This is a genomic window from Tardiphaga sp. OK245 (assembly GCF_900108575.1).
Taxonomy (GTDB): Bacteria; Pseudomonadota; Alphaproteobacteria; order Rhizobiales; family Xanthobacteraceae; genus Tardiphaga; species Tardiphaga robiniae.
Genome location: NZ_FNWZ01000002.1, coordinates 399,730 through 414,140 on the forward strand (window position 1 = coordinate 399,730; position 14,411 = coordinate 414,140).

Sequence of the window (14,411 nt, forward strand, 5' to 3'; positions counted from 1 at the left end):
ACGCGGTCGTCCTTCCCCTCCCCTCTCCCCCAGCGCAGCGAAGCTGCGCGCCGTGGGAGAGGGTGCCTGAGCGAAGCGAAGGCGGGAGAGGGCCTTGAGCGAGCGCCCCCTCTCCCGTCTCGAACCGCTCTGCGGTTCGATCCACCCTCTCCCACCCGTCGCGGCTGCCCGCCCCCGGGGAGAGGGGAAGAAAGAAAGCCGCCCAAGTTCCCCCTTTTCTCGCCCGCAAAAATCAGCATTGTGGCGCGATGACAGATGAAACCGAACATAAAGCCCAGGCCGGCGGCACCATCATTCCGGTGACCCTGTTTCAACAGAACTGCATGTTGCTGTGGGATGAGGCCACGCGGCAGGCCGTGGTGATCGATCCCGGCGGCGACGTGCCGCTGATCCTGGACGCCATTGCCAAGGCTAATGTGAAGGTCGAACAGATCTGGCTCACCCACGGCCATATCGACCATGTCGGCGGCGCCGACGAGCTGCGCGAAACGCTGAAGGTCGAAATCATCGGCCCGCATGTCGCCGATACGTTCTTGCTCGAACATGTCGAGGACAGCGGCGCGAAGTACGGCATGACGGGCACCCGCAACTTCATGCCTGACCGCTGGCTCAATGAAGGCGACACCGTCAGCGTCGGCGGCCTGACTTTCGACATCTTGCACTGCCCCGGTCATTCGCCTGGGAGCGTCGTGTATTACAGCAAGGCGATGAAATTCGCCCATGTCGGCGACGTGCTGTTCGCAGGCTCCATCGGACGGACCGACTTCCCCGGCGGCAGCCATGAGACATTGATCCATTCGATTACGACCAAACTGCTGCCGCTTGGCGACGATGTCGGCTTCATCTGCGGTCATGGCCCGGGCTCCAGCATCGGCCAGGAGCGCATGACCAACCCGTTCCTCACCGGCCAGGCATAATCCCGCCATGAGCGACGACAGGGTTTCCGGGGAGCAAGGAGCGCTTTCCAAGCACATCCTGCCGAGCTCCGGGACGATGATCGGCGTCTGCGCGACGCTGATCGGACTGGTCAAGATCATGGAGCCGCAGATCGGCCCCAGCCGGGTCGATGAATATTCGGCCATCGCCTCGCTGTTCTTTCTCGCCAGCGCGGTCGCGTCCTACACATCGATGCGGAAGTCGCAAAACCGCCAACTCAGCGAGCGCTGCGAGTCGATTGCCGATCAGTGCTTTCTGGGAGGCCTCGTCGCGATCACGGTAATCATCCTGTTTTTCGCCTACGAAGTGATCTAGCCGGATTAGTCGGCTCGAGCGGGATCGGCCCAGTCTTCGATCTGCGATGCCGCAATGGTGCGCTTGGGTTGATATGGATTGAGTGTGCCGGCTGTTGCGGTCCAGCCTTTGGCCAGGATTTCCCGGGCGAACAGTTTTGCATCGATTTCGGATTTGAAAGTCCTGGTCGTACGCACACCGTTTGTCGCGCGGGTGTCGGACTTCACGGATTTGTCGGGGCCAAACGCCACATACCAGATATCGGGCTTCGTCATCATGGTGTAGTAACGCGAATTGTGACGAAAAGTTGCACCTCGTGTGGCATGTGCGGCGCCAATTTTGATTAGCGCTTGGTCGTATGCCGCGGTTCGACAATATCCGATACCAGGCCGAGCTTCTCCAGCAGGCGGATCGTCAGATAGGTGGTATCGAACTCCCACCAGCGATGGCCATGGCGCGCGGAGCGCTGATCGGCGTGATGGTTGTTATGCCAGCCCTCGCCATGGGCGAGGTAGCCAATGAACAGATTGTTGCGGCTGTCCTCATCGGTCGCGTAGTTGCGATAGCCCCAGATGTGGGTGACCGAGTTGACCGCCCAGGTCTGATGCCAGACGAAGACGGTTCGCACGAAGACCGCCCAGATGACGATGCTCAAAGCGAACTGCACCGCCTCGGCCCATGAGCCGCCCCACAGCAGTTTGCCGGCCAGGCCCGCAAAGAAGAAGACGTTGATCTGGATGAGCAGGATCTTCAGCTGCCAGAAATTACGTTCCAGCGCGACATAGAACGGATCGCGCAGGACATCCTTGGCATATCGTTCATAGATGCCGAGGCGGGACAGGTCCGGGTTCTTCACCAGCAGCCAGCCCATATGGCCCCAGAAGAAGCTGGCAAGCGGGCTGTGGGGGTCCGGCTGCTCGTCGGACTTCTCGTGATGACGGCGATGGATGGCAACCCAGCGCGCCGGCGTATCCTCGGCACAGCAGATCGCCACGACAACGAAAGCGTGCTCCAGCCATTTCGGGCACTTGAAACCGCGATGCGTCAGCAACCGATGATAACCGATATTGATGCCGATGAGGCCGAACAACCGCGCTGCGATGACCGCCACGATCACCGCTGTCCAGTTGAAGAACATCGGCATCAGCGCGAGTAGTGCGAGTGCGTGAAAGGTGGCGATGGTGAGCGTGTTGAGCCAGTCGATGCGATAGGGCTGCACGCCGTCCGGCAAAGCGAGACCTGTCTCGGTACGATCGGCAAGGGGAATGTCCAGTGCGATGGCAGGGGCGATCTGATCGCGATTGCTGGTGGCCATCGTTCTCCGCATCCGGGCGATTGATCGCCGCGTGGTGCTCGTGTGATTCCCCGGCACTTCTCTACGCGAGAACATCGGCGCTGACTACAGATACGCCGCAGGCCATAGATGGAACAAAACGGGCCGCCTGAAGGCGGCCCGTTCGAAAAGTCATTTATTGATCGGCTTAATCGATCACTTCCACGATGCGATGGGTGCGCGGCTCGACGAGAACCGTGCGACCATTGACCACGGTGTAGCGGTATTCACGGGCGGAATTGTATTCTGCCGGAACCTCGTAATAGGTCACGCCGCTCTCAGGCAGCACGGCACCGACACGAACTTCGTTGCTATAGGTGTAGGATGGGCGACGCTGTTCCACGACATAGCTGCGGAACCGCGGGCGATCGTCGACACCGAGCACGCCGGCTACGCCGCCGACAACACCACCGATGGTGCCGCCTACGATAGCGCCCACAGGACCAGCTGCGCGCTCGCCATCGCGCGCACCACGCTCAATGCCTCCGGGGACACCCTGAGCCTGAGCAACAGCGGGAAGAGCCATCATGGCGACGATGGCAGCGGTTCCAAGAAGACGGCGGATCATGATGATCTCCAGTTTTGATTGATCGGTATTGCGCCGATACAAGCTCGCGGCCGCACAATGGTTCCGGCGATTGAACTGTTAGAACCTGCGCACCGAGGCTGAAATATCTGGAGAGATATGGAACCGGAGGGCTACGCCTTTTATTCTGACGCATTTTCTAGACGCGAACCGGTATCTACTTCGCTTGAAAACGCTTTAGCTCGTGACCATCGCGCGGATGCGTCGTAGGAAATGATCGAGGTCGAACGGCTTGGTAATCATCTCCATCCCAGGCAGCAGAAAGCCCTTCGCCATAACGACGCTTTCGGAATAACCGGTGATGAACAGGATCTTCAAGTTCGGCCGCGCCTCGCGCGCTTGATCGGCAAGCTGACGGCCGTTCATGCCAGGCAGCCCGATATCGGTGACCAGCAGATCGATATTCGGCGTCTCGCGCAGGACCCGCAACCCCGACGGGCCATCAACTGCCTCGAGCACGCGATAGCCTTCGTCCCGCAACATATCGACGATGACAGAGCGCACCACCGGCTCATCCTCGACCACCAGCAGGGTTTCGCCTGCGGCCACATGCTGATCGCCCTTCAGCGGGGCCGCATCCTGTGCGGCAGCGTCTCCCTCATGGCGCGGCAGATACAGTTTCACGGTCGTCCCGATATCGAGCCTGCTGTCGATGCTGACATGTCCGTTGGATTGACGCGCGAAGCCGTAGATCATCGATAGGCCGAGGCCCGTGCCCTGCCCGATCGGCTTTGTCGTGAAGAACGGATCGAAGGCGCGCGCCACGATCTCCGGGCTCATGCCGGTTCCGCTGTCGCTGACGCTGATGCAGATATAGTCGCCAGGCGTCAGAGCCGGCGCATTGGCATTGATGGCATCGACGCGCACATTCTGTGTCGCGATCTTCAAGTGCCCGCCATCAGGCATCGCGTCGCGCGCATTGATCGCCAGATTGAGCAACGCGCTCTCTAACTGGTTTGGATCGCACAGCGTGCACCATAGATCAGGCGCCGCCACGATATCGAGATCCAGCGTCTCGCCAATGGTCCGGCGCAACAGATCCTCCAGCGAGACGATCAGCATATTGGCATCGACGCTTTTCGGAATCAGCGGTTGCCGCCGCGCGAAGGCCAGCAACCGGTGCGTCAGCGCAGCCGCACGATTGGCCGAGGTCATCGCAGCGTCGATATAGCGCGCGATATTGTCGGTGCGACCCTGACCGAGCCGTGTCTGCATCAGGTCGAGCGAGCCGACGATGCCGGTGAGCAGGTTGTTGAAGTCATGCGCGATACCGCCGGTGAGCTGACCGACAGCCTCCATTTTCTGCGACTGCCGCAGCGCCTCTTCAGTGTTTTTAAGGCGCTCGGCGGCAGCCTTCTCGGCCGTGACATCGCGCGCCACACAATAGATCTGGTTCTGATCCGGCACTGCCGTCCAGGACAGCCAGCGATAGGAGCCATCCTTGTGGCGAAGGCGATTCTCGAAGCGGATCGTCGGCTCGCCGGCAGCAAGCTTATCGACCTCGGCCATCGTCCTGGCCTGATCCTCGGGATGCTCGAGCCAGCGCGAGGTCTTGTTGAGCAGCTCGGCCTCGCTCCAGCCGAGCGTGCGCGTCCAGGCCGGATTGACGGTGCGCCAGACGCCATCATGGTCGGCGACCATCAGGAGATCCTGCGACACGCTCCAGATCCGGTCGCGCTCACGCGTCTTGTCGCGCACGCGCTGTTCCAGCGTCTCATTGAGGTCTGCTAGTTTTGCCGCGAGCTGACGCGCCTCATCCTCGCTCTTGCGCAGCGCCTGCTCTGCCAGCACCTGATCGGTGACGTCGGTATGCGCACCGACCAGCCGCAGCGGCTTTCCCGCGTCGTCGCGCTCGATATAGGATCGCACTGAAATCCAGCGGGTCTGGCCATCGCTCGGGCGAATGATGCGATACTGCACAGTGTAGTCGCGCACGCCGCTTTTCACCGCGTCGCGAAACTTCTGCTCCGTTGCCTCGCGATCCTCAGGGTGGATGCGACGCACCCAATCTTCGTGCGACTCGTTGGCCGCTTCCGGCGGTAAACCATGAACAATCAGATATTCGGGCGATCGACGATTGCGGAAGCCGGTACGCAGATCGACTTCGAGACCGCCGATCTGGCCGATCTGCTGCACGCGCGCGAGCTCTGCTTCTCGCTCGCGCAAGACAATGGTCGCTTCATGATCCCGGGTAACATCGCGGCAAACCACCAGCACACCGCCGACGCCGTCATCCAGATCGAGCGGACTGTAGCTGTAAGTCCAATAGCTGTGTTCGAGCTTGCCATTGCGCGTCATGGGGATCAGCTGGTTTTCGTGCCAGGTGGCACCTCCGCCACTCATCACCTGCGCGATCTGCGGGCCGATGATGGGCCAGATCTCGTGCCAGAATTCACGGCCGCGCGCGCCCAGCCCTGCGTGATGCTGTTGTGCATCCATGGTCAGCGCATAGGCGTCATTATAGAACTGGATGAGGTCCGGTCCCCACCAGATGAACATCGGGTGGTTGGTATTCAGGACGATCCGGATCGCGGTGCGCAGACTCTGCGGCCAGGTATCCGGTGCTCCGATCGGATGCGATGCCCAATCGTAAGCACGCATCAACGCCCCCATCTCGCCTCCACCGGCGAGAAAGTCGGGCGAATTCGGTCGATGGGCATCCAACATGCGCGGGCAATCGGTACGCAAGACCAGTCTGACGTATCTTGAGAACTTAGCGCCCTGTCAGACCTGGCGCAAATCGGCGCCGATCACGCCTGTTACTTGTCAGGGTGACTTGATGAGACCGGCAGCCGTGAGGGCACGAGTAATGGCACCGTTGATATCGATAGACCGCCGTCCTACGGGATCGCGGCGCGCGGCGCGTCGATCGCCTGACGTGCGCGGCTTTTGCGTCACCGATGAGACAGTGGCATCCGCCGGAGCCGCCGGTTCCACGGCTGCAGCTTCGACATTGCGGGGTGCAAGCTGCCGGGTAAGGCCGAAGAACTGCGCGATATGATACGAGGATGAGATGCCGGCTTCGAGCAGGAAGGCACCGGCGGCGCCATAGGGCTCGTCCTGTCCGGCAATCGCCAGCGGCGTGCCATGCGCCATGTCGGTGATCGTGTAGGATTCCACGACGGTTTCACCGTCCTTGTTCCACCACACCTCGCGCGGATAGCCGTCGACATCCACGGCGGACATCGGTGCGGGCGGCAGGCCGTGAAGGTCGAGCCATTGCTTGACGATCTCGCCGGCATTGGCCGGATTGACGGTGCGATCGGCACTGCCGTGCCAGACGGACACTTTCGGCCACTCACCGGTATGCGGCGATGCCTTGCGCACGAGATTGCCGAGATCGTTCGCGGCACGCGGCGCCGCGCGATACATACCGCTCAGCGCCTCCTGCATGGTGGTGGCGATACCGTAAGGCAGGCCCGCAATGATGGCGCCGGCCGCAAACACGTCAGGATAGGTTGCGAGCATCACCGAGGTCATCGCGCCGCCGGCCGACAGACCCGTAACGAAGATACGCTTGCGGTCCACATCGTGGTCCACGGCCATCTGCTCGATCATCTCACGGATCGAGAGCGCTTCGCCGCTATCGCGCGCGATGTCATCGGCATTGAACCAGTTGAAGCAGGTGTTGCCGTTATTGGACGGCTTCTGTTCGGGCATCAGCAGCGCGAAACCATAGCGCTCTGCGAGAGCAGACCAGCCGGTGCCGTTGTCATAGCCCGCAGCGTTCTGAGTGCATCCGTGCAGCACGACGACCAATGCCGGATTTGCTGCCAGCGTGGCGGGCACGTAACTGAACATACGGAGGTCGCCGGGATTGCTGCCGAAACCCGTTGATTCGCTGATCGGACTCAAACCTGCCGACGCACGGCCGCGCGCCAACCCCTGCAACGTATTGATTCCGGGCGGTTTCGGGAGATTGCGGAGGAAATCGATATTATCGGCAAGAGACACGGCAGCTCCTAGGTCGTCAGGCTTATACAACAGTACCGACGACATATGGTTGCTGCACTGCAAAATAAAACAATTACGGTTTCAATATACCTATCAACGAAACGAGAGGCGCCACGGACGCTTCCGAAATTACCTATATTGCAAAGGAAGCCCCGCAGGGCCGGCCATAACATGGCCACGCCATACGGGGCGAGTCGGGGAGAGATGACGAGTTATTGTTTCATCTCGTTCTTCATCATCTTGTCTTTCTTCATGCCGTCCTTGTGCATGGAATCCTTCTTCGCGCTATTTTTCGACATTCCCTGGGTGCCCGTGGCCTTGGTCTCGCCTTCCTTCGCCGTCGTGCCGGTGCCCATCTTGGTCGAATCCTGGCCGGACGGGCCGGTCGCCTGGGCAAAGGCTGCGAACGGAGTAGCGCCGATGGCCGTGGCGCAGATCGCAACAAGAATGGTTTTCCGCATGGTCAGCTCCTGTTGAGTGAACGGCCTTCAACGCGACGTGGTTCGAAACGTTCCTGTTCCGTCGGCCGTCAATTACCGGTTCCGCACACGGTTTCGCGATTGACGTCACACCAGACCGACGATGTGCAAAAGCACGCCCGCGCCTGCACAAGCCAACAGGATCTGCAGCAAACCAATCCTCAGATAGAAGACCCCAAGCAGCGCCGCGACCGACAGCGCGACAGCCCATCCATTGACGCTCTGCAGAACCGGCATGTCGAAGCTGAGTCCGAGCGTGCGAACAGGTTTCACCTCCCGAAACATCGTGTGGATGGCGAACCATATCGCCAGGTTGAGGATGACGCCGACCACTGCGGCGGTAATCGCCGCCAGCGCGGCGCTCAGCGCGCGGTTGCCACGAAGAGTTTCGACGAACGGCGCCCCGAGGAAAATCCAGAGAAAGCATGGCGCAAAGGTCACCCAGGTCGCGAGCAATCCACCAAGCGTGCCCGCCAGCAGCGGCGGCAACATCCCCGGTGCGCGGAAGGCGGCCATGAAGCCCACGAATTGCAGCACCATGATCAACGGACCAGGCGTGGTTTCGGCCATGCCAAGGCCATCGAGCATCTCACCCGGCTTCAGCCATGCGTAGTGATCGACGGCCTGCTGCGCGACATAAGCGAGAACCGCATAGGCACCGCCAAAGGTGACCATCGCCATCTTGGAGAAGAAAACGGCAATCTGGCTGAACACATCATTGCTGCCGAACGCCACGAGCAGCACAGCGACGGGCGTAAGCCACAGCACCAGCCAGACGACCGCAACGGTGAGCGACTGCCGTACACTCGGCCGGGCATGGAGAGGAAGTTGATCTCCGAGCAAACTATCAGCGTCGCCGCCGCCTGATGACCCGTGGCCCGCACTCACCGTGAAGGCCGACAGACCGGCCCGACCGCCGAGGAAGCCAATCGCTGCCGCACCGAAAACAATCACCGGGAATGGCACGTCGAGAAAGAAGATCGCGAGGAAGGCGATGGCCGCCAGCGCGCGCATCACATCGTTCTTCAGTGCACGACTACCGACTCGCACCACCGCCTGCAGCACGATCGCGAGCACTGCGGCCTTCAGGCCGAAGAACAGCGCCGCGACGATGCCGACATTACCGAATGCAGCGTAAATCCAGCTCAGCGCCATGATGCAGATCGCACCGGGAAGGATGAACAGCCCACCGGCCATCAGCCCGCCAGCGGTCCGGTGCATCAGCCAGCCGATATAGGTCGCAAGCTGCTGCGCCTCCGGGCCCGGCAACAGCATGCAATAGTTCAGTGCATGCAGAAACCGGCTCTCCGACACCCAGCGCTTCTCATCGACGAGGATGCGATGCATCACCGCGATCTGCCCGGCCGGACCGCCGAAGGAAAGCAACGCGATCCGGAGCCACACCGAAAATGCCTCCGAGAAGGAAACGCCGTGGGTCTGCGGCTCGGGAATGGCTGGCGGTGTGACCGAAGTTGCTTCCGTCATCTCAAGCTTTCGTCTTTGCTGTCGGCCAGTTGTGGGTTTCGGTGCTGGCATCTCGGCACCAGCGATAGAACGCATCGTACAAATTCAGTCCAGCCTCAAGCTGCTCGAGATCGTCGGCATACATTCGCGACAGGCCGAGTGACGCCGCCAGCAGGCCCGGCGCTTCCGGGGCGAGATCGAGCCGCGCTGTATCCGCCGCGCGGACAATGGTAGCCAGCCGCAGCAACGGCGGCGTGGCGAGGCCGAATTCCTCTATCATCACATCGAAGGTACAGAGCTCGCCGCGATGGCTCCAGAACACGCCTTCGATATCGAACGGCGCAGCATCAAATTTCTCGCCGACGGCCGAGACTTCCGACGGCGCAACGAACATGAACAGCGCCGCCGGATCGATGAAACGCCGGATCAGCCAGGGACAGGCAATGCGGTCGATCTTTGGGCGCTCCCGCGTCACCCACAAAGTACGGCCCTGCGGGTTTTGCGGCGGCAACTTGCTGGTGGGAACGCGCGGCAGGCCTGCACTCTCCCATGCGAGATAGCCGCCTTCCAGAACCTCTGCCGGGATACCGGCATCGCGCAGCAGCGCGGCAACGCCGTGACTGAGCTTGAGACCTTTCTGGCAGATCACCATGGCGGACCGACCGCGCAGCGCCGCGGCCCAGCCATTCACGTCGCCGAATGGCCGCCGGACCGAACCTGGCAGGAGAAACGGCGACAGGGCGAAATCCTCGTCGGTGCGAACATCGACGAGCGCGGGACATTTCGGCGTCCCGATCAGGCGAACGAGTTTTTCAACGGAAATGCTGTTAATCGATGACATGGCGCGTCCTTGCAGGAATGCGGGACGCGATACTTGGGCATGTCGCCTCGTGGGGAGATCGCTTTGTCCCCATGCCCCAATATCAAGCCATCGCGATTGACCTGTCAAGGCGCGTGCTGGACGATCAAACGCTGTGCTGGAATTCTATGCGGCGCCCGCGCGGCGCATCCATAGCAGAAAGCCCGCACAGGCGGCGACCGACAACACGCACAATGCGAAGCTTGCGAGCAGCGCGATGACTGCCGATGCCTCGGATTGCACCGCGAAATAGACCGCGCCGATCGCAGCAACGCCGGCTGCATTGGCGATTTGTGTCGTGGTGCCGTACATGCCCGAGCCGGCTCCCGCGCTCGACGTTTGTACGGTCGACAGCACGGCACTGGACAGCGGCGCCATGACCAGACCCTGGCCGTAACCGAACACGGCAAGCGGCACCGCCAGCAGCGATGCAGACGACGCGTTGACGGCCAGCACCGTTGCGGCCAGTGCGGCAAGACCGATGACCTGCACCACGCAGCCCTCGATCAGCACCAGCGTGCCACGATGGCGTGACCGCATGCCGCTGTGACGGGATGCGACAACGAAGGCCAGCGCCAGCGGTACGAAAATAAAACCGGCCCGCAGCGGCGGCATGTGCAGCGTATTCTGCATGAACAATGTCATCACCAGGTAAAATGACAGATTGGCGAAGAAGAAAAAGAACACCGCGCACAGCCCGCGCATGAAAGCAGCATCCGCGAGCAACGCCAGATCGATCAGCGGCATGCCACCGCGCAACGCGACACGGCGCTCCAGCCGGACGAAGCCGGGGATCACTGCCGCACCCGCTGCCATCGCCAGCCACACAGACAGCGCCCAGTGCAGTTCGTGCCCGAACAGCAGTGGGCCGATCAGACCGAGCAATCCGGCGAACAGCACCAGCGCGCCCGGTATATCCAGCCGCGTGCCTGGACGGCGGGGAACGGATGGCATCAGCCGCCACGCAGCCACTGTGATGACAAGCCCCACCGGTACATTGACGAAGAACACCGCACGCCAGCCGAGGCCTGCGAGGTCCATCGTCACCAGAAGGCCACCGAGCAGAAAGCCCGCAGCGCCGGCAAGGCCGAGCACGATGCCGTAGACGGCGAAGGCGCGGGCGCGGGCGCGGGTTTCTTCATCCACAAACAGCACATGGATGGTGGCCAGCACCTGCGGCACCATCAGCGCCGCAGTGGCACCCTGTGCCAGCCGCGCCAGAATCAGCTCCGGCCCGGACTGCGCGAGCCCGCACCACAGCGAGGTCAGGGTGAAGCCAAGCACGCCGGCGAGAAAGGTGTTCCTGGTGCCGTGGATGTCACCGAGCCGGCCGCCGGTGATCACCAGCGTCGCGTATCCGATCAGATAGACCGCAATAACGGCCTCGATCTGCGCCGCGCTGGCACGAAGCTCGGCCGCGATGGTTGGGATCGCGACATTGACGATAAAGGCATCGACCCCAAACATGAACTGCGCCGCAACGACGATCGCCAGCACCCACCAGCGGCGCGTGGAGTCGACAGGATTGGCAACGATCTGGTGCATGGTAGCGCCTCGCTCAACGGTTCGGCCTGAAGCAGCCGCCCACTTTGATCCCAGCTTCCAGTCATCGCGTCGATTACCTCGGAGGTAGCCTTATTCAATTGAACTCTCCCGTCGGAATTGGTGGTGCTGACCGCGGGCCCGGCTTCGCAGGTCGATCTCCCCGTCCAAGTCACACCGAATTTGCATTCCTCGTGCAGGAAGATACCGCCTGTGGCCCGATTGCTGCATGGCGAAGCGATTGCATATGCCGGCCCTTCCGGTTTCGAGGCCTCTTCGATGTATGACTACGACACGATCGTGATCGGCTCCGGCCCCTCTGGCCGGCGCGCTGCCGTCCAGTTCGCCAAGCTCGGTAAATCGGTGCTGGTGGTCGAGAAGGGCCGACGAGTCGGCGGCGTCTCGGTCCATACCGGCACCATTCCGTCGAAGACCCTGCGCGAGACCGTGCTCAACCTGTCCGGCTGGCGCGAGCGCGGCTTCTACGGCCGTTCCTATCGGGTGAAACAGGACATCGACGCCCACGACCTGATCGTGCGGCTGCAGAAGACACTCGACCACGAGGTTGAGGTGTTGGAGCATCAGTTCAGCCGCAATGCCGTAAAGACGGCGCTCGGCGAGGCACGTTTCACCGGGCCGCACCAGATCGAGATCGCCAACGAGAAGAACGAGATCAAGAATGTCACCGCCGGCCATATCCTGATTGCCTGCGGCACCCGCCCGTTCCGGCCGGATTACGTGCCGTTCGACAACAAGACAGTGTTCGACAGCGACGAGATCATCGACCTGCCGAAACTGCCGCGCAGCCTCGCGGTGATCGGCGCGGGCGTGATCGGCGTCGAATATGCCACCATCTTCAGCGCGCTCGATGTCGCCGTGACCCTGATCGAGCCGCGGCCGACCTTTCTCGATTTCATCGACAAGGAGCTGATCGACGAATTCATGCATGAGCTGCGCGATCGCAATGTCGCGCTGCGGCTCGGCTCCAAGGTCAATGCGATCGAGCAGAACGCACATGGCCAGATCGTCACCCGGCTCGCTGACGGCCGCAACGTTACGTCCGAGATGTTGCTGTTCGCCGCCGGCCGCGTCGGCGCGACCGACCGACTCAATCTCGATGCCGCCGGCATCACCGTCGATCACCGCGGCCGCATCACTGTCGATCCCGTCACGCTGCAGACCAGCGTGCCGCATATCTATGCGGCGGGCGATGTCATCGGCTTTCCTTCACTGGCCTCCACATCGATGGAGCAAGGCCGCGTTGCCGCCTGCCACGCGCTCGGGATGGAGCCGCTGGCGCCCCCGGAGTTCTTTCCCTACGGCATCTATTCGGTGCCGGAGATTTCCACGACCGGGCTCACCGAAGAGGAAGTCCGCCAGAAGGGTATTCCCTATGAAGTCGGCGTCGCGCGGTTTCGCGAGACCTCGCGCGGACATATCATGGGCCTGGATAGCGGCATGATGAAGATGATCTTCTCGACCAAGACCCGCCGCCTGCTCGGCGTGCATATTCTGGGCGAAGGCGCGACCGAGCTGATCCATATCGGCCAGGCCGTGCTCAACCTGAAAGGCACGATCGACTACTTCATCCAGAACACGTTCAACTATCCGACGCTGGCCGAGGCCTACAAGATCGCCGGGCTGGATGCATGGAACAGGATGACGGCGCGGTAGCGCAGAAGCGCCATGGCCACATGGATTCGTGGCCTGACGTCACGCGTGGCATGCCCAGGTCCTAGCCGCGCTTGCCACCAATCGAGATGAACGCCATGAGACACGGCTCCGGCAACGGGTTGCGCCAGCGATGGCGTGTTCCGTTCTGCACGACGCAGTCGCCCTGACGCAAATGGACTTTCTGTCCATCGTCCAATTCCAGCGTCATCTCGCCGCGAACCACGACTCCGTAATCGATCGTATCCGACGTGTGCATGCCTGGCGCATCGCGCTCGAAATGATCCCCCATGCCCGGGACCTTGTCCGACAACTCGCGCAGCCCGCTTTCCATTGTGACGCCGGGCGGCGGCTTCCAGCCTTCGGGCCGCTTGGGCGGATACGAAATCAGGCGAAACATCGTTCCGCCTGGGCCGGGAAAAGCGCGCGTTCCCTTGAGCATCGGGTCCGGCTCCAGGCCGGTGAGCTGCGGCACGCCCTCGGTCATATAGAGTTCGTAGAATGTCAGCCCGGGATTGGCATCGATCTCCACGACCTTGGACGTGACATCGAAGGACTTGAACACCGACTTGCCGGCTTCATCGCGGCCGGTCACGACCCGCTTGGGCGGTGGCAGCTCGCTCGCATCTTTCGCATCCGAGCTTTGCGGCAGCGCGGCCAAAGCGCCGCCACCGACGATCACCGAAAGCGCCTGAAGCAGTTGGCGCCGATCGCTGCCTGCAAATCGTTCAGTACCCTGCGCGGCATCCAGAGACCCAGCATTCGAAGGCTTAGGCTTCTGACGTGACAACCACCGCCATGAGAACTTGCTCATCTGCATTCTCCATCGCGGTTTATCGTCAGCACATCGCTGTGCTGCGAGGCTGATCAAGCCGACATGACGTAGGGGATGCTGCCGATAATGGCGGCAAGCTGGAATGCGTTCGACAGCATGCCGCCCCAATGCATCCGTCGGAGCCGGCGCACGGCCTCGGCATCACCGGCGTCTCGTGCGCTCATCTGACTATCCATCCGCCGCAAGAACCAGCCCCGCGCCCAAATCGCAAAAGCCGCGATCAAGCCGATGCCGATGGTGAAAACCAGTCGACCCGCCAGTGCAAAGGCCGTTGTCGCGATGACACCGGCGATAGCGACCATCAGAAAATAAGAGCGGAACAGGCCCCGCAGTAACTGAGTCACTTCCGGGATATCCAGCCTCACCAGCAGAAAGGCCGGTGACGACAGCAGAAAGAAGCCCATCGAGAAAATCAGAAGGACCATAGAGGCCAAGGCGACGGCATCGGGCGTCATGCA

Annotated in this window: 14 protein-coding genes; 3 read left to right on the forward strand and 11 right to left on the reverse strand. The window is 61.7% G+C overall.

Annotation, left to right across the window (positions count from 1 at the left end; all coding sequences use genetic code 11):
* The first annotated feature begins 248 nt into the window (after window positions 1–248).
* Both BLW80_RS08535 and BLW80_RS08540 read left to right on the forward strand, forming a co-directional pair.
* The gene (locus BLW80_RS08535; RefSeq protein WP_093757623.1) at window positions 249–917 is read left to right on the forward strand and encodes an MBL fold metallo-hydrolase; all 669 of its coding nucleotides are present in this window, start codon (window positions 249–251) and stop codon (window positions 915–917) included.
* Window positions 918–924: 7 nt separating this feature from the next.
* Entirely contained in the window at window positions 925–1,251 is a 327-nt protein-coding gene (locus BLW80_RS08540; protein ID WP_093757624.1) for a hypothetical protein, read from the forward strand.
* Window positions 1,252–1,256: 5 nt separating this feature from the next.
* On the opposite strand, the gene BLW80_RS08545 is transcribed toward BLW80_RS08540, so the two are convergent.
* The 9 genes from BLW80_RS08545 to BLW80_RS08585 all read right to left on the reverse strand — a co-directional run bounded on the left by BLW80_RS08545 (window position 1,257) and on the right by BLW80_RS08585 (window position 11,450).
* A complete protein-coding gene (locus BLW80_RS08545; RefSeq protein WP_093757625.1) occupies window positions 1,257–1,508 on the reverse strand; it encodes a hypothetical protein in 252 nt (83 codons plus the stop codon).
* Between the two features lie 65 nt (window positions 1,509–1,573).
* Window positions 1,574–2,545, reverse strand: a complete 972-nt coding sequence (locus tag BLW80_RS08550) for an acyl-CoA desaturase (RefSeq protein WP_244528061.1) — start codon at window positions 2,543–2,545, stop codon at window positions 1,574–1,576.
* 166 nt (window positions 2,546–2,711) lie between these two features.
* Window positions 2,712–3,131, reverse strand: coding sequence for a DUF1236 domain-containing protein (locus tag BLW80_RS08555; RefSeq protein WP_068730422.1), 420 nt, complete (start codon window positions 3,129–3,131; stop codon window positions 2,712–2,714).
* Between the two features lie 195 nt (window positions 3,132–3,326).
* Window positions 3,327–5,816 (reverse strand): PAS domain-containing hybrid sensor histidine kinase/response regulator family protein, encoded by a 2,490-nt coding sequence (locus BLW80_RS08560; RefSeq protein WP_093757626.1) that lies wholly within the window; start codon window positions 5,814–5,816, stop codon window positions 3,327–3,329.
* A gap of 99 nt (window positions 5,817–5,915) precedes the next feature.
* On the reverse strand, window positions 5,916–7,103 hold the full coding sequence (locus BLW80_RS08565) for an extracellular catalytic domain type 1 short-chain-length polyhydroxyalkanoate depolymerase (protein WP_170849617.1): 1,188 nt from the start codon (window positions 7,101–7,103) through the stop codon (window positions 5,916–5,918).
* A gap of 212 nt (window positions 7,104–7,315) precedes the next feature.
* Complete coding sequence (locus tag BLW80_RS08570; protein ID WP_093757628.1) at window positions 7,316–7,564, reverse strand: hypothetical protein; 249 nt, start codon at window positions 7,562–7,564, stop codon at window positions 7,316–7,318.
* Window positions 7,565–7,669: 105 nt separating this feature from the next.
* Complete coding sequence (gene chrA / locus BLW80_RS08575; RefSeq protein ID WP_093757629.1) at window positions 7,670–9,067, reverse strand: chromate efflux transporter; 1,398 nt, start codon at window positions 9,065–9,067, stop codon at window positions 7,670–7,672.
* Between the two features lies 1 nt (window position 9,068).
* Complete coding sequence (locus tag BLW80_RS08580; protein WP_093757630.1) at window positions 9,069–9,887, reverse strand: chromate resistance protein ChrB domain-containing protein; 819 nt, start codon at window positions 9,885–9,887, stop codon at window positions 9,069–9,071.
* Window positions 9,888–10,031: 144 nt separating this feature from the next.
* On the reverse strand, window positions 10,032–11,450 hold the full coding sequence (locus tag BLW80_RS08585; protein ID WP_093757631.1) for an MFS transporter: 1,419 nt from the start codon (window positions 11,448–11,450) through the stop codon (window positions 10,032–10,034).
* A 276-nt stretch (window positions 11,451–11,726) separates the two neighbouring features.
* Here BLW80_RS08585 and sthA point away from each other — a divergent pair, with 276 nt between their 5' ends.
* On the forward strand, window positions 11,727–13,121 hold the full coding sequence (gene sthA, locus BLW80_RS08590; protein ID WP_093758181.1) for a Si-specific NAD(P)(+) transhydrogenase: 1,395 nt from the start codon (window positions 11,727–11,729) through the stop codon (window positions 13,119–13,121).
* A 61-nt stretch (window positions 13,122–13,182) separates the two neighbouring features.
* Here sthA and BLW80_RS08595 read toward each other — a convergent pair whose 3' ends face one another.
* Window positions 13,183–13,932 carry a cupin domain-containing protein gene (locus BLW80_RS08595; RefSeq protein WP_244528063.1) on the reverse strand — a complete coding sequence of 250 codons (750 nt, stop codon included), beginning with the start codon at window positions 13,930–13,932 and terminating at the stop codon, window positions 13,183–13,185.
* Window positions 13,933–13,985: 53 nt separating this feature from the next.
* Window positions 13,986–14,408: a hypothetical protein gene (locus BLW80_RS08600; protein WP_089263479.1), complete on the reverse strand. Its 423-nt coding sequence runs from the start codon at window positions 14,406–14,408 to the stop codon at window positions 13,986–13,988.
* Between the last annotated feature and the right edge of the window lie 3 nt (window positions 14,409–14,411).